This is a genomic window from Paenibacillus sp. MBLB1832 (genome assembly GCF_032271945.1).
GTDB lineage: Bacteria > Bacillota > Bacilli > Paenibacillales > NBRC-103111 > Paenibacillus_E > Paenibacillus_E roseopurpureus.
In genome coordinates, this window is record NZ_CP130319.1 from 4,053,161 (window position 1) to 4,077,617 (window position 24,457).

General features: G+C 43.6%; 13 protein-coding genes and 1 pseudogene. All 14 read right to left on the bottom strand.

The features are described 5' to 3' along the window. Positions 1-48: 48 nt before the first annotated feature. The gene (locus MJB10_RS18130; protein WP_314796945.1) at positions 49-1,605 is read right to left on the bottom strand and encodes a type 2 periplasmic-binding domain-containing protein; all 1,557 of its coding nucleotides are present in this window, start codon (positions 1,603-1,605) and stop codon (positions 49-51) included. 886 nt (positions 1,606-2,491) lie between these two features. Next, positions 2,492-2,743 (bottom strand): hypothetical protein, encoded by a 252-nt coding sequence (locus tag MJB10_RS18135; protein ID WP_314796947.1) that lies wholly within the window; start codon positions 2,741-2,743, stop codon positions 2,492-2,494. 82 nt (positions 2,744-2,825) lie between these two features. After that, on the bottom strand, positions 2,826-4,670 hold the full coding sequence (locus tag MJB10_RS18140) for a CBM96 family carbohydrate-binding protein (RefSeq protein ID WP_314796949.1): 1,845 nt from the start codon (positions 4,668-4,670) through the stop codon (positions 2,826-2,828). A gap of 306 nt (positions 4,671-4,976) precedes the next feature. Continuing rightward, complete coding sequence (locus MJB10_RS18145; RefSeq protein ID WP_397386642.1) at positions 4,977-5,447, bottom strand: extracellular solute-binding protein; 471 nt, start codon at positions 5,445-5,447, stop codon at positions 4,977-4,979. Positions 5,448-5,459: 12 nt separating this feature from the next. Beyond that, positions 5,460-5,684: a hypothetical protein gene (locus tag MJB10_RS18150; RefSeq protein WP_314796953.1), complete on the bottom strand. Its 225-nt coding sequence runs from the start codon at positions 5,682-5,684 to the stop codon at positions 5,460-5,462. A gap of 64 nt (positions 5,685-5,748) precedes the next feature. Beyond that, positions 5,749-5,970, bottom strand: a complete 222-nt coding sequence (locus tag MJB10_RS18155; protein ID WP_314796955.1) for a hypothetical protein — start codon at positions 5,968-5,970, stop codon at positions 5,749-5,751. Between the two features lie 604 nt (positions 5,971-6,574). After that, on the bottom strand, positions 6,575-8,470 hold the full coding sequence (locus tag MJB10_RS18160; protein ID WP_314796957.1) for a heparinase II/III family protein: 1,896 nt from the start codon (positions 8,468-8,470) through the stop codon (positions 6,575-6,577). Between the two features lie 13 nt (positions 8,471-8,483). Further along, positions 8,484-9,365 (bottom strand): carbohydrate ABC transporter permease, encoded by an 882-nt coding sequence (locus MJB10_RS18165; RefSeq protein WP_314796958.1) that lies wholly within the window; start codon positions 9,363-9,365, stop codon positions 8,484-8,486. A gap of 15 nt (positions 9,366-9,380) precedes the next feature. After that, positions 9,381-10,271, bottom strand: a complete 891-nt coding sequence (locus MJB10_RS18170; RefSeq protein WP_314805715.1) for an ABC transporter permease — start codon at positions 10,269-10,271, stop codon at positions 9,381-9,383. A 144-nt stretch (positions 10,272-10,415) separates the two neighbouring features. Further along, the gene (locus MJB10_RS18175) at positions 10,416-12,050 is read right to left on the bottom strand and encodes a type 2 periplasmic-binding domain-containing protein (RefSeq protein ID WP_314796960.1); all 1,635 of its coding nucleotides are present in this window, start codon (positions 12,048-12,050) and stop codon (positions 10,416-10,418) included. Positions 12,051-12,270: 220 nt separating this feature from the next. Then, positions 12,271-14,628: a helix-turn-helix domain-containing protein gene (locus MJB10_RS18180; protein WP_314796962.1), complete on the bottom strand. Its 2,358-nt coding sequence runs from the start codon at positions 14,626-14,628 to the stop codon at positions 12,271-12,273. Positions 14,629-14,739: 111 nt separating this feature from the next. Then, positions 14,740-15,873: pseudogene (locus tag MJB10_RS18185) on the bottom strand (glycoside hydrolase family 88 protein). Between the two features lie 252 nt (positions 15,874-16,125). Then, on the bottom strand, positions 16,126-20,850 hold the full coding sequence (locus MJB10_RS18190; protein WP_314796964.1) for a CBM96 family carbohydrate-binding protein: 4,725 nt from the start codon (positions 20,848-20,850) through the stop codon (positions 16,126-16,128). A 1,644-nt stretch (positions 20,851-22,494) separates the two neighbouring features. After that, on the bottom strand, positions 22,495-24,453 hold the full coding sequence (locus tag MJB10_RS18195) for an alginate lyase family protein (RefSeq protein WP_314796966.1): 1,959 nt from the start codon (positions 24,451-24,453) through the stop codon (positions 22,495-22,497). Between the last annotated feature and the right edge of the window lie 4 nt (positions 24,454-24,457).

The window sequence follows — 24,457 nt, forward strand, 5'->3', positions numbered from 1 at the left end:
CTTGCTGCACTTGGTGATCCCTTGCTTATTCCGAACCGTCTGGCTTCATTATTTCATCGCTTTGTAAGCCGTGTTCATTTCTTCTATAATCTTGTCGCCGCCATTCTTCTTCCAATCGTCAATCGCTTTATCGATCCCTTCCGCAGGGATCTCACCGATGATGTATTTGACCATTTCGCTCATCAATTTTTGATCCAGGGAATTTCCGGATTTGGCCGCGGTCTCCGAATACACGCCTACTCCTTTATTAGGATTGGCATACTTCGCATTTTCTTCAAAAATACCATTGATCCTTTTCGCATAAGCCGGGTCATCCCATAACCGATAGGTCGTTAACGGATTGGATTTGCGGAAAAACCAGAAGCCCACAATGAAAGGACGGTCTTTATCAAATGCCTCCAGCTTCTCGTATTTATTGTCTGTAGTTTTCTTGTAATGAATTCCCTCTACTCCGCTCTTGTTCAAAATATCGCCTTCATCGGTACTCAAATAATCCAGAATGGCGAGGATTCGTTCCTGCTTGTTCTTGTCAATCTTGGCATTGATGACGACCTTGCTTGAAGAGGCTCCCGTTCCAACGCCTTGGAGACCGGTCGGCCCTTTAGGAGGAGCACCTGTCATCCACTGCGCATTCGGCGCCGTCTTCTTGACGTTGAGCTCCGAGCCGGCGGAGCCTTCGGCGTAAATCGCGGTGGCCACCAGCTGATGGATTCCCAATTTATTGGCTTCCGCCTTGACGCTGGGATCGGTTTCCTTATTGACGGCAAAATCTTTATCCAGAATACCTTCGGCATAGGCCTTACGCAAATAGCCTAGGAAATCCTTCAATTCCTTGTTCTGTGTTTGCCATGAAACCAAGGCGCCGTTAACCTCTTTCCAGCCATTCGCGAGGCCAAAAGCAAACTTCAGGTAATCCAATCTGCTGAAGCTCGTACCCCCGGTGATCGCGGTCGAGAAGCCGATCGTATCGTCTTTGCCGTTCCCGTCCGGATCGTTTTTGGTAAAGGCCTTGGCCACATTGTACAGCTCATCGGTGTTTGTAGGGTATTTGAGACCCAGCTTATCGAGCCAATCCTTACGGATAACCAATGTATCGCGAGTTTCAGGCGTGTAGAGAGGAACACCCAACGCTTTGCCGCTCGGATTGCCGAGAGCGAACGTTTCCGGCTTAATATCCTTGGTGAGATTAGGATAATTGGCCAGCAGCGGCTTGACATCCAAGAACACGCCTTTATCGCGCCACTTTAGAAAATCGTTCATGTCGATAAAGAAAGCGTCAGGAAATGAGTTGGAGGCGGCAAGAACACCCAACTTCTCCTTGTAGGTATCCGATGGAACCCATTGGAATTTCAGATCGACATTGAACTTTTTATTCAAAAAGTCAATCATCGGATGTTTGTCAGGCCAGCCTCCGCCTTCGTAGGTGATACTCATCAGATTAAGGCTCAGCTTCTCTTTGAATTTATCTGCAGCCCCTGACGTCGCTTGCGGCGCTGACGAAGAATTACCGCCTGACTGCGTTGATATCGCTCCTGGTGATGAGCATCCGGCAAACATACTAGCCGTCAGTACCATGGCTGCGGTAGATTTAATCCATTTCTTCATACCGTTTCCCCCCAAAGAATAATTGTTTTCTCTTATTAAGGTATCAGAATAAATTCACTTTTGCATGATCAGATCTTCTAATTTCCTCTCCAATCTTATTTAGTTTGAGCCCCGGGGGAGAAAGATCCTCTGAAAATCAAAAAAGAGCGGCAGTACTGGATCTTACCATAAAAACGAAAAACTTTTATAGCTCATGCTAACAACATTTTTCAAAAATAATTTTACGTCTTAATCTAATTTCTCTCTGTGCATCCTAGCTATGAGAGACAGAAGAAACACAAGGGTTTAAATGGTGGAATAAAGCAACAAAAACTGTTCACTCTGGTCTGAGTACAACCCATTGTCACAATCATTAGATGAGCACCGAAACTTCAACTCTGGTCATCAAACCGATGCACCATTTCGAGGAATCTGGGTCATCCCCCCGGATTCCTCGATTGGGGCTATCCTTAGCCTTATTTCAGTACGAGCGCAACTCAACTTCAAATGTCTTTCCGTCTACAGCATCAAACTGTACAATTGTTATATCCGTCTCCTAATTAATTGTATGAAAGTATTCTCACCTCTTCAGCTTCCGTCTCCGCCCAGTCTATCTGCCCTTAATTCGTACCTCCATTTTCTGCATCTTGCTCGGAATTACCTCAAACGGGGTAATTGCACGGTTAGCATAGGTTGGAGTCCGGCCCATTCGGAGGTCAGGGTCCGCTACGCTTAATACCAGCTCCGTGGACGATTTAGCCTTTTCCAAGATAATGAATGGTGCGGTAACACTCTTACCAAGCCGTAAGTAGTAGGGTAGCTCTGAAATTCGCGTCGCCTGCTCATCCCATAGCCAATCTTCATGATGCGTATTGACAACTACAATAATAGAACGCTTTCCCTCAGCCTAACGCTGAGGATTCACTGTGTTAACAATATAATCCAAGATACTTTTGTACGTTAGAATATCCGGAACATTTGGATTCACATTGCCGCTAGCATCCGTTCGCCCCGGATACCTGGAGTTGTTCCCCCAGTTGATCGGAATTCTTAGATTGGTATATCCCGCGGCGACCATATCGTCCACTTCCTTCTTAACCGCTGTATATTCACTATTCTGTAATCCCTTTAGTTCAAATGTGTTTACGGCCATCTCCATAGGTATAGCCCCCCGGCATTCGCCAAGTAAATCCTTAGCTCCGGGAGGCTATGCATCATGATTGATTCAATGCTTAGGCAGATTAATGAGTAATGATCAGCTGCGGTCTAAGTGAAGCACTTTCCTTGCTTTGGAATTCGACACGATTGGCATCAGTCACTGGCTTCCTGATTGCAACGGAAGCGCTAGTACCTTGAGATTTCACATAATTCGTTACATCAAACTCGTAATATCTTTCTGTTCCATTGACAGTAAACGAGCCGAACACGGCAGGATTCACATAAGGCTGGTTGTTCCAAGTGATCGTCCCCTCGCCCCAGTTACTGTAAGCGCCGAATACGGACAGTGTCACATCACTGCTGCTGGTGACATTCTTACCATACAATCTTAGCTTCGCATTGGTAATAAGGCTCTTGTTCAGCTCTCCGACAGGAAACTTCAAGAAGATTTCTCGATCATAATCTGCGTTCGGATCGTTCTTTACCTCAAGCTTCAAATCAGAGCCATAGTTGCCGTTCCCATTGCTGCCCCCGCGAATGGATGCATCGTTGGACGGGTTGAGGCAGACCTTAGAGACCGTACCGTCGCCGAACACATCATCCAGCAGGCTGTTAAAGGTTCCCGCAGACCGCTTGTATACCGTATAGTCCCCATTATCGTCCCATACCGCTATAGCCATGTTCCGTTTGACAGACTCATCCGAGATGAAGCGGTACAGATCCTGTCGTTCCGGGTCAATCGGCTCATTCTTGTTCGTAGAGAATCCAGAGCCCGCTACACCCTTCAATTCGTACCAGTAGGTTTGCCCGAATTCGCCGAGGAATACTGGAATGTTGTACTTCTGAGAGAACTCCTCGTATACTTGCTGCATCTTATCGGTAATTGCAGCTCTCCAATCATAGCTGTCGTAGCTTTGAACAACACATTGTCCGTTAACCAATGCTTTTGTTTTTTTCGTAAGAGATTGATAGAGGTGGTACGTTCCCATCAAATACTTATCGGTACCTGAGCCATCCGGCAGGTCAGAGGCCGAGGCGTAGGTCTTTGCCAGAAATTCGCCTGCATTGTAGTGAATACCACCGAACATAATGACACGCTTCTCATGCACAGCTTGACCGGAGCTATTCGTGTAGCTGCGGATGGTGTTATACACCTGTTTATTCATATCAACAACCGTCTGGATGGCCAAGCTTTCTCTCGCCGCCTCCGCGTCGAATTCACTCTGAGGTGCCGGGCAGGCACAATTTTGTTGGCCGCTGACGCACTTCGTATTACCGTTCATGATGTTATGGGGCTCGTTGAGAACCTCGAATACAAGGGTGCTCGGCGCATCGGCGAACATATCAGTAATGCCCTGCCACATGGTCTTCAGCTTGTTGATATTCGCGGTATAGCTGGAGCCGTTGATCAGATCTGTCGCATCATCATAGAACCAATTTTCATGGTGCGAATTCACGATGACGACGATTTCCTTCAAGCCCTGGCTGGCCCGCTGAGGGTTCACGGTATGAAGGATATAATTCACCAGATTCTTGTAGGTCACCACATCAGGGCTGGTCTGGATGATGGTACCGGTGGAGGTGATCCGGTCGGGATAGAGCCGATTGCCGTTCGCGTCCACGTCCTTAGGCACCTCCCAGCGAATCGGCATACGAATCGTCGTGTAGCCAGCCCCGATGAACGCATCAATGACCGACTTGGCAGACACATAGTCCCTAGGCTGTGCAGCACCGGGAGTGAACATTTCGAAGGTATTTCCAAGATTGGTCCCCCTGCCCATGAAGGTCATCATCTCCGCAGCGGAGATGGCTGCAGGCGCTGCGCTTACTTGTTTCGTGCCACCGGTTATGGGTGCTGCCAGTGTGATCGCCAGAATCGAAGCTACGAGAGCTCGGGTGAGCTTCTTTGACCATGCTTTTCCATTCATCCTGAATTCCTCCGATAAAATAAAATGAGTTTGGTGCGTTTAAAGCATTTTGACTTTGAATCCGCTTACATTTAATGGATGAATTCAACAGCCTTCACCAAGCTTATGTTCTTCGCTGGTGCTATCGCCTCCTTTCCTATCGTCATCTTCCACCCCGTCGTCCCTCAACGAGCAATCTGCAGGAGATGCCCTAACAAGGGCAATCCCCAACAGTACCTCGCATTCGCTTATTTTTTATTTGATTCGATGATCTTGCTGATTTTGGATTTGATGGCGTCGATCGTTGCATCCAGCGTCTCGCTTCACCTAGCAGGTAATTCTCCTCTTGGGAAATGAAGGCTTTCTCGACATCACCGCTGTAAGATGGAGGCACAACCGGTTTGGGAGCTTCCATACGTTATGTACATGGATGAGAGAGCCTTGTCGATTTTGTCCGGCGACTTCGTCGTCTTGATGATCTCCACCAGCTCCTTCGCAACATCCGCGTTCTTCCATGCCGAGAGCTGGCCCGTTAATCCCTTCCCCTACGTTGACAGGAAACGCTTCCTGCTTATGCTTGGAATTGGAGGAGATGACCAGCGGGTCGGCACCTCCGAAGGAATTGACCTCTTCGCCTTTATTATTAGTCGGCCATGGAGCGAAGGCCGATACGAATGTAGCCGGTATCTTGTCCGTGCCTCCTGCCTCGGTGATCATCCACGGACCCGTCGGAAGCATAGCTGCCTTCCCTTGGAAGTACTGATCGTGGTAAGGAATTTTCTGCGATACGACATCAATGTACGGATGAGCCTAGCGGTTCACTTGCTCCATGTTGTAAAGAAGCTCCAAGGAAGACTTCAAGAGCGGGTTGTCCGCGTCGAACTTCGACCCATCATCGGTGAGAATATTCTGATTCACTGGAGAGCTGTATTTCTTCAACAGCAGGTAGTCCTTCCAGGTATGGAAGAAGGTCCCGTATTGCTTGTATGGTCCCTCACCCTTGGTAAGCTTCTTGGCATATTCAACGGAATTCATCCCATGTCCAGCTCTTAGGTACAGGAAGCCCGGCAGCATCGAACTTCGCTTTGTTTGACAGAATCTACCAGTGGCCGAACTTACCAGGCAGCAAATATCGTTTTCCGCCAATTTTAATCTGCTCCGCCTTATAGAGATCCTCGTACTTGACCCCTTTTTTCTTGAGATACTCATCGAGCGGCTCGAGCATTCCATTGGAAGCACGCTGAGCGAAGGCCGGCGTGGAGTTCAATGAGAAGATGTCGAACGTATCCCCCAAAGCATACAGCACATCCATCTTCTTCACTTATTCTTCTTGGCCGGTGGTAACACGTTAGCCACTTGCGTTGTTAGGCCTGTTGATTCCATATAGCGCGCTTCCTTTCCTCCTGCTTGATAGAATAAGTATAGCGAAATCAGGCTTGCACGTGATGATCAGATCTTATCATTCCTTCTTCAATCTTCTTCACTTCGACCCGTATGGGGCTAGAGCAATCGCAGCGATACCACGGTACCTCTCCCTGCAAAGGATGTGAGTGTCACCCCGTATTTACTGCCGTATTTGAGTACAAGCCTTGGGTGAACATTCGAGATGCCCAGTGATTCTCTCTCCCTTTCCGTAATGCTCGTCAACATTGGCTGAAATTTCGTCTAATTGCTCACGGATTCGCAGCAAGACTATCGTTCACCAATAGTTTAATCATTTATCACACGAATTCAATTAACTTCCTCTCCCTTAAAGTATTACCTCTTGAGTTTTTATTTCTCCGTTTCTTTAGTAAAAAACGCGCTAAACCCTAAAGTCCTGCGCGATACATTTCGCAGGATGGGAAGCGCGATTCGTTAAATTGTATTATTGATCTTGGTAAGCACAATAATTCGGTTATTGCACAATAGAGTTCCTGGTAAAGTTATAACTGCCAAAACCGAATGGTATGACTTCCTGACCGGTTGAGAGTAATCGGCTTAAGAACAACCCTGTAAAGACATTTTCCCCAAGCATTACTTAGTTTATTGTCCTCAAGCACAATCGTCTCTATTTCGGCAGTAAATTGATCACCGGCATAATTCATGGATAACACAGTTTTTTGATTTCCTAGCAAATTTATTGTTCCTTCGACCACAATCACGGGTTCGTAGCAAGTCATGAAGTTCAGAGTAAACTGGTTCTCCGCCTCACTTGAAAATATGTAGTGCTCCTCTAACTCCACCATAGCTTTCGGCCATCGCACCATTCGGCAGCTGCGCGTCCATGAGATTATGCCGGCTTCCTCCGGATAAGTTCCCGCTAACTCAAGCATTAGTCCTGTTTTTTCGTCACTTTCCTCATAGTGAAGATATAAGGCACGGAAGTTGCTTCCATCCTGTTGCATGCATTCATTGATTGTCGGTAAGCTATGATAGCCAGATTGCATTGTCCAGATCTCATATCGATCAGAACTAAAGGTTTTCGCGGTATACTCTTCCACTCCAACATCAATTAGAAAAGGATTCCCATCTGCATAAACGACAAAGTGTCCAACATCATTATGATTATGTCTTTCGTTGTTGTGCCCGCCTTTCATGGCGAGGTACAACCCTTGATTTGATTTGCCTGTCTCGCGTGCCGCCATAACTTGGATTTGTTCCATCCATATCGATTTACTGAATGTTAATAGCTTTCTATCATTCTCGATTCGCCGGTAATTAAAAAGAGCTGGTAATACGCGCAAAAAAGATAAGAATTTCATGTTTTTCCAGCCTTCACTACCAAACATACGGTTGGCCTCTATGCCTAGAGCGATCATATTGTTATCTGCTATTCGAGTTCCATACCGATATACCAAATCTGCTTCTACAAAAATCTGATGAAATCCATCTGCAAAGTTAAGAAAATATCTATCATTAATATATGCTTTATAAATATACTGCCCTACTTGATGAATCCATGATTCATTATATACGTTGAATTTTCCATTTGTTGCTTCGTATAGCATTTCCAAACAATCAAATAGTGAAGCCCCCGCTTTGTTCCAATATCCTGGCCCCTCATCACATCCGCCATCTGTTGGTTGGTTACCCACATACCGATCGATACCTAGCAACGCTTTACGTACTGCAATCCGTCTGCGATCCGTATCTTCCTCCATTAGCAAAACAACACTTAAACAATTGGAGGTGCACCAAGGCGTCCAATTATTTAGATGTTGATCTTCATCTCGTAACCCCATCCACCAAAAATCTACACGCTCTAAGTATGGTTCAAGGATTCGTCGATGCACTTCGTAACGGATCCTTTCAGCAATCAGAGGATTGATTTCATCCAATACAGAACGTAACAAATAATGTACCCATGATAACAAATTTCCTGTTTCGGCCGCAAACAAGTCGATCCCAGGCTGGTTTAAGATATCTGGTAAATTAGGATGCTTTTCCTGTGACATTTTGTTGTGAGCTGAAATGACCCAATTCGATTCTTCACTTATCAACCACACACCATCGATAAGATCTTTGATAAAACGTCCCACATTCTCCACACATTCAGCAAGAGCAAGACTAGTAACAGCTCTCCTTCTCGCGTGATAAGGATTGTCGTACCTTGTGCGGTTGCCATTATGTGAAAATTCCATATACATTGATGCAGTTAAAGAAGGCCAGTTAAAATTTAAGTATTTCTCACCTTCAGCAATGACAGATTTTCGAATGTTATCATTTAGTTTTTCCCACTCTCTTCTTTGACTAACGTCGGGAAAGGGACGATACTTTGTCTGGGATAACAAATAATCGTCTAAGTTCGACTCTGAGTAAAGTTTATATAGACTTATCATGGCGCATTCCTTCCTACCCCTTAAGAGATCCAACCATTGCACCCTTTACAAAATATTTTTGTACAAATGGATACACGCACAGAACGGGTACCGTGGCAACCATAATGGTTGCATACTTTATTGTTTCGCCAATCTGAAATTTATCTTGATTGGAAGCAGCTGACGCCATACTCTCCGTCGAATTGGCAATTAGAATCTCGCGCAGCACGAGCTGCAGAGGATATAGTTTAGTATCTTTAAGAAAAATGGAAGCATAAAACCATCCGTTCCATTTGTCTACAGTATAATAGAGAATCATTACCGCGATAACGGGCATTGATAACGGTACGATGATTCGAAAGAATATGGTGAAATGATTTGCACCGTCAATTTTGGCGGATTCTTCCAGACTATCTGGAATGGACTGAAAAGCAGTTCTCATAATAATCAGATTAAACGTGCTGATCGCAAAAGGGAAGATGACTGACCATAATGAATCAATGAGACCAACGCCTTTGACCACTAAATAAAGGGGAATTAACCCGCCGTTAAAAAACATCGTCAAAACAATTACAATCATAAACATTTTGTTCCAAAAAACATTTTTTCGTGAGAGTACATATGCACCGAGCCCGGTCAAAAATAGATTTAAAGTGACCCCAAAAATGAGAATAAAAAAAGTGTTTTGGTAACCTCTTAGAATGCCCGGATTTTTGAATACACCTTTGTAAGCTTCCAAACTAAACCCGAGTGGCGTATACAGAAAGCCACGATGTGCAACAAGCTTGCTTGCTTCACTCACTGATGCAAATGCAACATATAGCAGTGGATACAGAGTAACTAATATAAGAAGGGATAATACCGCGTATACAAAAATATCAAGCGACTTTTCTGATATGCCATAATTTTTATCCATGAACATGATGCCTCCCTACCAAAGACTACTTTCGCTAATTTTGCGTGTAATTCGATTCGCAATTATCAGCAATGCCAGGTTGACAATAGAATTGAATATCCCCACCGCGGTGCTGTAGCTCCAGTTAAATTCAAGTAACCCTTTTCGGTAAACGAATGACGCAATCACATCTGCCGTTTCGTAAGTTAACGAGTTATACAACAGGATGATTTTTTCGAATCCTACATTCAACATATTACCGATTCTTAAGATGAACATAATCGATATCGTCGGCATAATGCCTGGCACTGTAATATGGGTAATCATCTTAAATCGGCTTGCACCATCCATCCGTGCAGCCTCATATTGTTCTTGATCAATACCAGTTAAAGCTGCCATATATATAATCGATTCCCAACCAATTCTTTGCCAAATTTCAGATAATACATAGATTGGACGAAATAAACCAGCCTTTTGCAGCATCGCTTGTCCATCATAACCCAAATATGTGAATACATTATTGATGACTCCGTCTGCGTTAGTGAAGCTAACAATCATGCCACAGATTACAACAAGTGAGATGAAATAAGGCATATAGGTAACGGTTTGAGCAACACGTTTAAAGTACTTACTCCGGACCTCATTGAGCAGTAGGGCGAGTAAGATTGGAGCAGGAAATTCGAAGATCAAAGTATACAAACTAATAATGACGGTATTTTTAAGAATTCTCCAAAAATAAAATGAAGTAAAAAAATCTTTAAAATTAGCTAGACCTATCCACTCACTTCCGGCAATACCTTTAGCGGGTGAATAATCTTTAAATGCCAATAATGTGCCATATAGAGGCGCGTAATGGAAAATTACGTAGTAGGCAATAACCGGCAGCATCATCAAATATAGGTATTTGTTTATAGCGAAGTCACGCATAATATTCGCGCCAAGCCCATTTTTGCTGCGAGGGTGATCATTTATTGGAATTGCCTTAGTTGTAGCTGCAATTCTGGTCATCTCTCCATCTCCTACTATTAGAAAATAAGGGGAGCTAAGGCCCCCCAAGAAAATTGTTGATAATTAGCGTTTATTGTATCTATCTAATGCCGCTTGTTGAATTTCCAGTGCACGATCGATTTTCATCGATTTCATTTTCTCTACAAATTTATCGAAACTATCAACAGGCTCCGCACCCAGAATAATTTTTAAGATCATCTCATTGACAAGTGTGTTTGTGTCATTCATGATTTTTGCAAACTCAGAGCTTTCTTCAGGTGTTGGCGTAATTGGTGGCAGTTGATGTTTAGCCATATCCGTCTTCTGCCAAACTGTAACAGCATCACGTTGTGTTTGAAGAGCAAAAAATTGTTCAGCATATCTTTTATCTTGAATAAACGGTCCGGTATAATTACCACGGGTATAAAGCGACATTGCTTGAGCTACTGCCAATTTATCCGGGTTCTTCATAACAAGGTCCGTATAGCGAGGATAGCCATTATCCATTTTGTAGCTCGTATTCTCAGTTCCGAAGTTAAAGAACATTCTTCCTTCTTCACTATAGCCATAGTCCAGCATTTTAACAGCGAGCTCAGCATTTTTGGACTTAGCTGAGATAGCAACAGAACCTGCAGGGGTAAACGGCACATCCAGTTGTCCGAACTGAGGCATGTCGCCCTTCTTCAAAGTTGGATATGGAGTTCCAACCAGAACTGCTTTTGGATATTTAGCTTCTACTATTGGCTGCCAACGACCAATTCCGCCCCCAGCATTACCGACTGTCGCCCCCGTCGATCCGTTTGCGAAGTTAGCATCAATGGCCTTCACATCCGTTGTTGCCATGTTTTTATCAATCAGGCCCTCTGTATACCATTTCCGGAAGGTTGCTAAAAAGTCTTTGAAGCCTTGCTCCATAGGACCGAACTTAATTTTCCCATTATCGAGATAGAATCCTTTCGTCACACCGAAGGCACCTACGAAGTCGCCTGTTGCGGTGTCATTTAGCGGATTCGGTTGTCCAACTAATGCGATTGGCGCAGCCGCTCCTTTTTTATCCTTGAACGCTTTCAGTGTTGTGTACCATTCGTCAATTGTCGTTGGTACGGGTAATCCTAGTTCATCCAGCCAATCTTTGCGGACAATTGGTCCATGGTAAACTTGAAGATAATTGTCGCCACGAATAAATGGGAATACATAGTAGCTTCCATTGTCTGTCTTCACCATTTTATCGACTTCCGGATGCTCTTTTAAATACTTCTTCAAATTAGGTGCATATTTATCAATCAAGTCATTTAACTTTAAAATATAGCCATCTTTGATTGCTTTTTCTGGCCCGCCTGGGTAACCATTTGTCCAGTTATATTCGATCATATCGGGTAAATCCCCAGATGCCAACATAACATTAAACTGACGATCGCTAGCATTATTAGCTGCTGTAGTATACACCAGAGGTACCCCGGTTTTCTTTGGCCACTCTTGGAAAAAAGGAACTTCATCTAAGGATGACTTGACGCCAACGATGTTACCTTGAAGAGTTGCCCAGTAAGAAAGCTTTTTATCCGTTTTAATTGGATATGTTGTGGTTTGGCTTGCTTCTGGACTCGAAGTTGAAGTACCTCCTGCTTTATCAGACGAATTAGACTTGGATGATGAACAGCCAACAACAAAACTACTCAGCACCAAAGTTGTCGCTATAACGGATACGAAACTTTTTTTCATGATTTACGACCTCCTGAGATGTTCCGGTTATTAGCCGGTATATATGAGCGCCAGCCTCTCGAGTTGACCGACCTCCTACTACTACCCTATAACAGTTGTTACCCCCATGCAATTCAATAAACATCCAAAACGATTGACAAAAAAGAGACTCCCTTGGCAATGTTGCCAATTGAATCTCTTGTTTCTTATTGTTCATTTGTAAAATATACAATTTACTCGTTTATTTTTCTAATTCCGAAGCCATCTCTTTATATTTCCCTGGCGTAATGCCTTCGTACTTTTTAAATGTACGAATAAATACCGTTACATCATTAAATCCTACACTCCCCGCAACATCACTCATATTCTTGTCCGTCTCATATATTAACTTCTTAGCATTATCAATTCGTGTCTTATTAATAAATTCGAGCAGCCCTTCTCCAGTATGATCTTTAAATAATTTTGATAGATAAGTCGGCTTCATATCAAAGTGTTGGCCTATTAACGAAATGTTTAAGTTCGGATCGTTATAATTCGCAAGAATGAAATCATTCACCAGCCCAATACGTCCGTCCATGGCTTTCTGACGGTTCGCCTGCAATTGACGCTGGCGCAAGACAGCGTTGTGATCGCAAACCTCCTTCATAAACAAAGTCATCTCTTCACGAATCTCGTGGATTGTTTCACAAGCCATAAGCTGCTTGATTTGCTTTGGATTCCGGACCAAAAAGCTTTCACTTAGGCTGCCCGTTTCACTAACGGCCTTGATCATTGTACTTGCTAAATTCAAGATTAAGCAGCGCGCTAAATCAACAGATACCACAGATAATTCAAAGTTGTTCTGTATAATTTCATCCAGCGTTTCTTTTGCCTTCTCAAATTCACCAAGTTTTAAGAAATTAATTAATTGCTGTTCAATTTGGAGTGGATAGTTATATCCCAACTGATTTGGCTCCTGATGAACGGACTCATATAACAAAATCTCCTTGCTACCCATTACAAGCTTGTACTCCATGGCATCCATAGCATCCTGGTATGCTTGCGGAATGCTTTCTAATTGGTTGTGAACCCTACTAATCGAAAGTGTCAAATGAATGGCATATTTTTCTGCAAGGAAACGTTGGGCATCTCTTGCGATTCGCTCTAGTTCGGATGCCTGCTCCTTTGCAGAAGTCTCACGGAAATTAATTAAAAGCGCAAGTCCGTCATCAATTTCTAAGACATATCCATCATTAAACTGAGCAGCAATCTCTTCAAATACGTTAGTAATAATAAAATTTAGCAACATATGCTTTCTTACAGAATCTATCTTCTCGTATTTATCGTAAAACTCTTCCACATTTTCAACATATATCAGAATGACAGCGAAGTTCTGCGTGGAGATGCGTATTTGAAAAGCAGCCATGGATTCTTCTACCGGGACGTTACCATCTAGCCTACCCTTTAATAACCTTACTAAAAAATGATTCCGCAGCATCTGGTTCTGCCGCTCCATCTGTAATTCCATTGAATCCATCTTGGTCTGTGACTGGTCGAAAGCTTGTTGAATGTATTGAAATTCGTTAACCCATGCCCCGTATCCACTTTCAGCTCTTCCTGATAACGTTTGTACGAGACGATTGATAGGATTGTAATTCCTTCGAACAAAAAATAGCAAGCTTACTGTGCAACTTGCAATAATAAAGTTACGAACCAATTTAGCTTTTTCCCAATAAAGGTTGCTTGGCACCATTGATACGTACATAAGACCTGATCGCTGGGACTTCATATATAGAACTTGATAACGAATACCTTCTAGTTCAAAGAAAGCAACACTGGATGTAGCATTCAAAGATTTTTTTGGTATGTCAAGCACACCCACTACATCCTCATTGGTATTTGAATTGGAGACAATAATCTCATTCTGATCATTTAAAATTAACACATGTCCTTTGCTGAATAATTCCACATTCGAGATCGCGCCCAAAACGTGCTTCTGATCCATCATAATCACATTTGTCGCTGGAGAATTCGTGTTGCCGAATGTAAAGGAACTAACATAAGCAACTGTTTTTTGCATCTTACCATTTTCATCTCTGCGCACCATCGGCATAAAGCTTCGCAAGTTATTCATATTTACTGTCTCGAACCATTGCTCAAAAAATGGCATCTTATCCGAGTAATAAATTTCGTAAGCGTATTTTCCATCATAAATACGAGATGGTGCAATCACCTTGTTATAGTCCTTTAAATAACTATAAAACTGATCCACAAAACTGTATGCTGTCTTGTAGTTCTCCATTTCTTTAGATATAAAATAGGCATCAACGTTGAACTCCTCTGGATGTATCTCGTAATTACTTGAATTCAGCAGGTTCTGCATATTTACATTCCAAGTCAATTCAAGATTAAGACGCTCCATTGCATTAAAATAATTATCCGAAACCTCCTGCACTTGACTAAGAAGTGATTGGTTCGCTGTTTCAATTTGGGTCTCTAAGGTACGATTAGAAATTAAATAAACAAAGATACTGCACAATATTGGCAGCAGTAGAACTGTCAAGTAAGAGATGAGCCATGTAAGGGCAACACTTCGTCGCTGATAAAATATTCTCTTCATGTAAATGACCCTCTTAATTAAGAATGAATACCATCATTTTAAGTGCTTCCGAACCTTATGTACAGATTAAGAAATAAAAGGCAGAGGGATCTCCCGCCTGCCCAACCTAATTTAAAAAATCCGATGACGCCAGCCATTTAACTTTGCCATGGCTTCAACATAAAAATAATCTCCGTATATCAACGAAATATCGATATTTTGATTTGCAGGCTTATGCCCTGTCGCGTTCAGTAGTATCCCCTCGTGTCCAGGTATATCCCAAGTCCCGCATTTTTTAGTCAGCGAATCAAGGATTCGCCCAGCCGCGTTCTGATATACTCTCGATTCCGCTGATTCAGTTAACTGAGCGATTTCGAGTAAGCCTGAAGCAGCAATAGCTCCTGCAGATGAATCTCTTGGCTCATCCGCAAGACTTTTTGTACGAAAATCCCAATAAGGCACTCCATCCTCCGGTAGGCAGGCAATAAAGTAATGGGCAACTCGTTTTGCGGCATCTAGAAATCTCTTTTCTTTTGTATAGCGATACGTATTAGCCATTCCATAAAGAGCCCATGCTTGCCCTCTACTCCAGGAAGATTGTGGACTATAGCCTTGTCCTCCAAGCGATTCAATAAACGCCCCCGACTCAGGATCAAAGCTTACAATATGATTAACGGATCCGTCTGGACGGATAAAGTGCTGCAATACGGTGTCTGCATGTGCAACTGCTATATGTTTAAATCTAGGATCCGCTGTTTCCTTTGCGGCCCAGAAGAGAAGCGATAAATTTAAGGAGCAATCAATAATAGCCCATCCGGTTGTATTATCCTTCTCCCAAGTTCCATCATTCCAGGCACGAATAAATTGTCCAACCGGATTATAACGCCCTGCCATAAAATTTGCAGCAGCAAGACCAATTCGTTTACCTTCTCGATCCCCGGTAAGCATGTATTTGATTACGGCAGTCGGAAGAAATTGAAAACCCACATCGTGATGCAGCTCACCTAATTCTCCCTCATGCAGCCACTTCTCGATCTCTGTATCCCATTTCCATGCCTCCTCCTTAAAGTAGGTTTCCTGCGTCATATCAAATAAAATCCACAACATTCCCGGCCAAAAGCCGGATGTCCACCACTAGGTCGGCATTGAATCATAAATACCGGTCTTATCCGCACGATGAGGAGATCTTTCCTTCATACTTCTTGCCATATCAGTAACTTTTACTATGAGTCGTTCCCAAATTTGTTGTACTTCTTCAGATTTCATTTAGATTACTCCTCTTATTCATTTGTTTAATATAATTATCTGTTAATGTTTAATAAAAAAAAATCATATATATCTACATTTTTATTGATAATTCCTTTATGAGATTCACTTTAATATGGTTTAATGTAAAATATTAGATATCTAGTTGTTTTTTAGAAGTTGAATGTACTTTTATGATGTGTAGAAAATTTGAATCCTTGAAATAGCAAAAACAGACGTGAGACTCTCTGCTCTCGTCTGTTTTTTCCTCATTTACTTAATAATAATCAGCTTAGGCTGAAAATCGGAAATCGTGTTCTCCTTCATGCCATACGAAATACTGCCATTGCTGCCCTGATCAACTGGCGAATAAATACGCAGTGAAATTCTATGATCAGAATTGGCCATCGCTGCAATCACCTGCGAGGTCACGTCGATAGGTAGCGGTTGAAATTGTGAAGGCGAAACCCATGTTGTAAAGGGAACACTTGAGCTAGATGGCTTATTATTCCAGGTGATGCCACTGGTACCTGTTTCGCTCCAACTGTTGTCGACAAACTCAATGTTGTTTATCAAATTATGGCTGGCTACAGTTGTCGGTGTCAAGATGACTGTCGCCTTGGATATGGGTCCTGTAATAGACGAAGTATCGAATTGAATGTATACCTCCCTATTGAACCCGGAACTTGATTTCTTCACATCTCCGTAAACAAATGAGCCATAGTTGGTTGAGGCATAAGAACCGTCTCGAACAAAAGAGTCTGCAGTCGATGTCAGTGAAGTTTGCTGCGGTTGAAGCATAATCGTCAGCATCGGTACGTTAATAGCTTTGCCGTTCTCCTTTGTTCCGTAAGCAATATATGAGTTGTCAGTATTAGGGTTGTAGATACTGAGCGAAAGCTTTTTGTCACCCGACAGCGCATTCGTTACTGCAGAAGTTATATCAATCGTCTTCGGAGTATTCACCACTGGTCCTGTCCATGATGCAGCTGTTGCCCCCTGTGCAGGCTTCGTATTCCAAGTAACTGTCGACTCATTCCAACTATTGTCGTTCACCACCACTGCAGTTTGTGCAGCACTAGAGGCATTGTTAGCTGTCGTTGGCATTAGCTGCATTTGTGCGCTCAAGATTGATGAACTCACCGCCGATAAATCGAACCGTAATAAGCTCTCACTTCTCGTTGTGCTTGTCTTCTGAACATACATCTTCGTATCACTGCCATAGTTCGTACTGGCAGCAGACCCATTTTGCACATACGCATCTGCATCCGCATACAGCGTTATAAATGGACTGTCGGTCAGCGGTGCTGCTACCTCTTTGCTATACAAGCTGGTGCCACTAGAATTATAAGCGGCCACAACAAAGTAAAACGGCGCCCCATTCATCGGAAGCGAGAAGCTTGTGGCATTACCTAGATCTTTCATGTGGTAATATCTACCGGTCGAGTTTCCGTACTGAAGGGTGTATCCGGTTGCTCCTGTTACTGTCTTCCACATTACTGTGGCTGTGTTGTTCGCTACTTTTATCCCCGAAATCGTAGGTGTATCGATAATTTTTGTCGGAACCACAGACTGCACAGATGTGATCGCGCTTTCTCCCGAATCATTCCAAGCGGAGACGGCAAAATAATACGTCGTTCCGTTGGTAAGACTCTTGATCGTACAAGAAGGATTAAGTATGGAATCTGTGCAGGACGTGTAACGATTACTAACGTTTTGAAGATTCGTAGGCGATGTGCCGTAATAGAAATAGTACTTTTCGGCAGATGGAACATTCTTGATATTTATTGTGACCTGCTGATCACCTGAAGCTGTAGAGACAATAACAGGCGTAGAGGGAGCAGGCATAGGTTGTGCGACAGCCTGTTCGGATTTATTGCTTTCTCCACTACTGTTGGTGGCGGTAACGGCCATATAATAGATAGTTCCATTGGTTTTATTGTTAAAAGTAAAACTGCTACTATTTCCAGCAGCAACCGGACTGCCGTAGATGCCACTACTCGTACCAATGTAGACGTTATATCCCGTTGCGCCGTCCACTGGCTTCCAGTTCAGCGTAAGTTGGCCGTTGCTCGTACTTGTAGCTCCTGTCACAATTGGGATGCCTGGACTCTTGATTCCCACAGCATATATATAATCTCCTATCCTGGTAGGAGACGCTACTGTAGTGCCGTTGAGCATGACATTCGTAATGAAAGTTGGAGCATATATCTTGATTGCTGTAGTGGGGTTTGTGTCCGACTGAAGAGAAGCTCCGTTGACCTCCAGCGTAGTTCCATTCCACTTGACCCCGATCTCCGGTACTGATGCAGACGATACAATGACATCCAGAGCTCCCTGTTTCAGGGAACTACCACTAGCCAGAAGTGCCTTTGATAGTAACCCGTTCGACAATTTTTCTGCATACGCAATCTTCCCGTTAAAGGTATAATCGTTGCCGCTAGAACCGTAAGTTCTTGAAACTGTAGGTGCCGTTTCATGAGAGAGGTAATACACGCCGGTAGCTCCATCAGGAAGGTTGATTTGGGCAGCCGTTGCGGTTTCACTTCCAACACCGGTCGATAATCGGGAAACGGTTATATCCTTGCTTAGTGTACTTGTCGATAATGTAGGGTAGAGCACAGTATCAAATGTGACATTACCAGATACCGTATTCTGTTTGTATGAACCGTATACAGCCGACGAAACAATACCTGACTTGGGCGAATAATAACCATTCTCAAGGGTTGCGCTTGATAATGAGGACCCATCAAATGGAACGATCTCAATATCCCCATTACCGGAATTTGATTTAATCATCTTCGTTGTGGCATCGATCGTCGGATTGGCATCCGGCAGCATGTGCCATGTCTGATTGTAGCTGTGTGATCCGCTCGTCGGCTTGAGTAGATCTGACACGATCCAATAACCGTCGCGGATGAACAAAATATTTCGAGTATGAGGTACTGAAGCATAAGCGTTCGACGTTCCTTCAACAAAGTCGAAGCTTGCATTGCTCGCCCATTTGTTCATATCCCCGTGAAGATTAAGTGCCTTGTTATCCACAGTCTGCGAGATGCTATCTACCTTGATCGTATTTCTCGATTCGGTATCAAGTCGCAGCCAGTTGGAAATAATATCATTGTTGTAGCTGTAGCGCCCCATGTTGGCAATAAGAGGCTTACCATACACGTACGCCGTTACAGAGAGCAGGTCGGGATTGCCGTGATTGCCCTCTTTGACAGAAAAGCTCATGAACTTATCATTTGCCGTCCATCCGGTACGCATATAGGCCTGCTTGCTGCCTGCATCGAGAACAGAGGTATACGAGGAGGATTGGTAGTTCTGAAAATCCGGAATGCTGTAAAAGTTACCCACTTGTTGTACGAGAGTAGTTCGATCCGCTCTGTCCCCATCTCCCTGCTGAATGTCCGTGTGATCGGGATAGCTCGAATCCATAACATATTTAGCTAACTGCTGAATAAAGGTATCCAGTTTTCCTGACAAACTGATGCCATTCAATTTAGCCATATTCTTAATATCAATAAATGTACTTAGTTCTCCGGCTGTATAGAAAGTAGAATTTTCAGCGTACGTACCGTCATACAGAGAAAGGGCCTGCACTTGACTCTCCAGTCTAGTCTTCGCCGCAGTGGTCCAATCCGCTGAAGCCACGAATTCCGGGAAGTAGACGCCGAGATTAAACAGACTCTGGGATTCGAAGGTGCCCCAGTTAATATCTGCCCTATAATTTGCATCTGTATAGAAATTGCTTCCAGCTTTCCAGAGATACTTTAGAATGGATGTGTTGGCTCCAGCATCAATGGAACTGCTACCGCGAATGATATCATAAGCTTGCAACCAATTGTTCACCCTAGTCGTAATATCAAGATTTTCTTGATTGTATGGCGTTTGAATGATCGGATCATTACCGAAGTATTTAATAAAGCCTGTAATCTGGCGAAGCAAGTTGTTCGCGTATCTCTCGTCATGTGGTGAACTAGTGTTATAGGCGGACGCCACTTTCGGTGCGTAGTTAAAACGGCTGATAATGCTTTCATTTAATCCACCAGGAGACTCCCAATTGATGCCGCTAGGTGCCCCTTGCCACGATACCGTGTTCATCAGTGTATTCTTCCAAGTGGCACTCGTTTCAATTACGGGACTTGCATTGTAGACAGCGATGGCCATCTGCGTACTCGTCGAACCCGTGCCAGGTATAAAATTACCATTCACCACCAGGGATGCTGACTGAATGTTCCCTGTTATACTAGAAGCAGGAAAGACGATATAAGCGCGCTGCTCATTCTCATCGTAAGGAAGCCCCGAGCCTCGAATGTTCAGAGTTTGGGAACTGCCATAGTTCTGATCGGCGTACAATGTTCCCGGACGAATATATGTATCTGCGGACGGATACAATTGATAGGTTATAGGATCACCAACCAAAGTGTACTGTAAATATGGGCGAAGTGTAGCAGTGGTAGCCTCCTTACTATTAATCACAGCAGTATCGATGCCCTTATAGCGCCCCATGAACATGAATGAAATATCATTGGATGCATTCTGAAGCGCAGTTGTCACATCAATTTGCGCAGGTCCAGCGGTTTGATTAAGATTGAAGGTGCCGATTGGAGCTTCACCACTCGCGCCTGAGAAGATATCGTCAATCGCAAATTCGGCTGCCGTTGTATCACTAGTTCTGTAAGTAATAGTAAGTGATTGGCGATTTGAACGAGTCTTGAAATACGTCAAAAGGTCCTGTTGCGCTTGCGTGTAGTTGTTTGCCATTACGTCGTTCTTTACAGTTGTCAACACCTGTGAGCCACCAAAGGTATATCCGTAATCTAACGCTGCAGGAACATCCCAATTTGTACCATTCCAATGACCGAAAAACTGCCAATCGCTTATATTGCTTTCATCTTTGTAAGCGTTAGCAATTTGCGGCAGCAAAGATGGAGTTAACAGCAGCGCAGCCGCTGCGGCAAGTAGTTTTCTTTTCCACTTGCTTCGTTTATTCATCACAGTCACTCCCCTTTTTAAGAAATTCGCTTCTGCAGAAACATTTTTTGCTATTCGGAAAAGATATTCTACGAACGCTCCCACAAATAAGTAAGACCATTGAAAAATCGTTATTCCAATTGCAGTCATTCAGAACGATTTTGTTGCCGCTCTCATTCTTTTCTTAGTTAACAGACTATAATAAAACTCTTTATTACCTCCTTATTAGAGTTTTTATCTTGTTGAGTTAAATTCTAGTTGCTTATCTTAATATTGGTCATTTTGATCCCAAAAGTATATGAATTAATTATCCAAAATCATCGATGAAAACTCTAAAAATTGATCATAAGGCCAAAATAACCTTTTACATAATGGGATATTTTTATCAATTTGTACAAAAGAATTTACAGCGTTAACGAATAACATCTCTTAATTGTTTGGTGTGAAGCACCAAGAGTATACGGGAGGGCGGAGTGCCGGAGCTCGGAAAAGGAGAGAATGTGACAATACAGACAGCTCGATAATATACTACACAGGGAAAACCACTTTCCCCCAAAATATATAATGCGTTCATCTATTGGAGTGAACGCAGCTGCTAACTAAGGACAAATGTCCTAAACATTTTGTTATTAATACCACATGGGTTAGTTTCTATACTTCAAAACTTTGTTTGTTGTTACTTCAGAACTTTGTTTGTTGTTACTTCAGAACTTTGTTTGTTGTTACTTCAGAACTTTGTTTGTTACTTCAGTACTTTATTGTCTTATAAAATCGATTTACAAATTAAGTTTGGAAGTGATGTTTTCGGGGTGAAAAGTTGAATTATAAGTATGTTTAGAAGACTTTTTACAAACCTTGACTCCCCTTTTTAATCATCCCTGTAGGAACATTAAGAATCGTTTCTTTATGGTCAAACTGGTTCCCCAGGGAGAATTTTCTCGATTCTTGCTTTTTTCAGACCATCGTCTGGGCAACTTGTCCGCCAGGATTAGGACAGCATACGCCATTAATTTGCGGAATATGGTTTATCAGTAACACCAATCTATTTAGCAAATCTAGAATTCTTTCTTCTAATGAAGATCAGATTTCTGACTTGCTTTTCTGTATCTTGAAACGCATATTTATTTGAATAGTCACTAGAAACAAAATAAAAAACGACTTACCTGGAAGTACTCGTCAAGTTAACAGTAAATCACAATGTCCCCGCTCATTTAAGCCCTTACATGGAGATCTACAACTTGGTTTTTCCTAAGCATAACTTGCTAAGTCAAATTGAAAGACTATCGACTTCTCGATTTGTATGAAGTATTAAAGAATAACGGCGTTAGTTTGTACCCTAGGTTTTTTTTCAGTTTCCATAAAAGAGGGCTTGAACATAACGAACAGATCAGGTGGATATCATGCGTCTCCGCTTTCCCTACTTCGGTATTGCCCCGGGTTAATCCCCTCATGGGGCTGCTGGTACAACTGAGATCACTGTACATTATTCCAGAAGATCTAACCGTCAACATTTTGTGTAGAAATACGATGTGATTCTTAGAACCAGCACCGGCTTTTGGCGCTGGTGTTCGGGAGTTGAACCCCTATCCCGTGTATTTCCTTGCTTCCACACGGCTTCTAAGCCCCACAAATTCATGATCTTCAGCGAGTGGATGCCGGCTGAAGCTATTCCCGTCCGCAGCTAATGGTCATATCCCTGTCGTTGACAATGACTTGGTAATTCTCGGAGCAGCTCAATTCAAAGCTGGCATCGCCCATTGGACGAATGTCGACCACAGGCCTTTGATCGCCTTGATAAGGAACCAGTACCGTCAAATAGACGGCGGTGCCGCTCTGCTTGCCACGGAACCTTACTCTGGTGGCGGCTCTAGCCACATCGTGTTCGTCGGATAGCCTTCCCGGTAGCAGATCAACGGCCTCCCAGGGATACGAATAGATAGCAAGGTTGGCCATATGGCTTGTGGCTAAGACTACATCAGGGTATGCTGCTACTTCCGTATAATCCAAATGAAAGTACCGCTCCACTTCCTGGTCATCCAGGCCCTTAACCCGATCCACAATGACCAACATCTTGTCGTCTACAAGAGCGATGTGGCGATAATGGACGGCCGGCTCATAGTTCAGATGAAAGGCGCTTGCAATTTGATAAAAGCCTCTGTGTTCCACGTTATAAATTTCCCCTGTTTTTTGCGGACCGTATTCCCACGAGCTTAGGTATTCGAAATGGTCTCTTTCATCAATTAGGAGTGTGGAATGATAGCTGGCGCTCTTAAACTGCCTGCGGTCGTCATCCTCCCGATAGCAGAAGATCCCTGGATCGCACACCATATTTTTTCCGAGCGCTGTAAAATCGAAGCTCATCAGATCAATGTGCGCATGGGCGTTCTGCACCGGACTTCGGCACGTAAACAGGAAGCTCAGCGCCTCGGAATGCCACCCGGTGCGGATGATCGCTTGATGAAGCGTTCGGTTCCAGAACGTTGTCAATTTATCGCACTCATACGGGTTGCCTTGAAGCGCTAGCAACTCCTCATGCAGCCTCTTTACATCCAATGCACGCCATATGTGTTTATTTACTTCATGAATAATCTTCTCATAATCAATCAGATTGGCAGCAAGTCCGAGCCAGCTCGAATCGTCTAATGCTAGGTAGCCGTACAACGCGCCTATAACGGCTATAGGTTTCGCAGTGGAGTCTCCTACCGGAATGCATTTTCCTGTCGGACGCAGCGAATAGAGGGAGTAATCCAAATTTTTGCGCAGCAGCTTTAGGTAAGCATCCGAGAATTGAAAATGGAAACGCTTGGAAAGAACAACAGCCAGACCGAACCAGAACATGCAGCCATTGTGGTAGGATGGGCAGCCTTCGATCTGCCCGCCGTCCTCTGTCAATTGCGCCGAAACGCATCTTTCGATCCCATGGATCGCGAAGGACTTCCATTCCTCAGCTTCCTTGAGCTCTGGAAAATACAGCGCCGTCGTCAGAATGCCGAGACATTCCATAAGAAAATGATTGTGGTCCGCCTTGGGCCAAAGAATCGGGGACACCTTGCGCAATATTTTGATTTGCTTATACACAGCCCCTAAGTACGCCTCCAGCAATTCCTCAGTAAACAAATCTGTAGGTCCCAGATGCTCCAGCACTAGCGGCCAAGTATGGTAATTCCGAATGCCAAGCTCCAAAGCCCGTAAAGGGTGGCATTGTGAGTAAAATTCAATTGGATAGTTCACCATGTCTTCACGGATGTCGATCGTCTCGATCCAATCCAGCATTTCCTCAATCACTTTGCGTCCATATTTGTCATCTCGTGTCAGCGTATAAGCTTCCAACAAATCCTGCCAATGCGTCATCCGATTGAGCTGCCATAGAAATTCGTTATCGTTATGTCTGCGTTCCAGCCAGTAAGGCGGGTTTCCTACAAATTCGCGTACACCACCGGTTCCCGGGAGGACCATCATCCCCTTGTAGGCTTCCTCGGCGTTTGCTATCGTTGCCTGCACCAATTCAGGCATATGCTCCGAAATGTAGGTGCCCTTAGCTGCCACAGGCTCTAATCTGGCGCGAAGGCTGGACAACAGCTCGCCTGTAGTCATCGGTACCTTTAATAAAGCTTGTATATTCATTCTG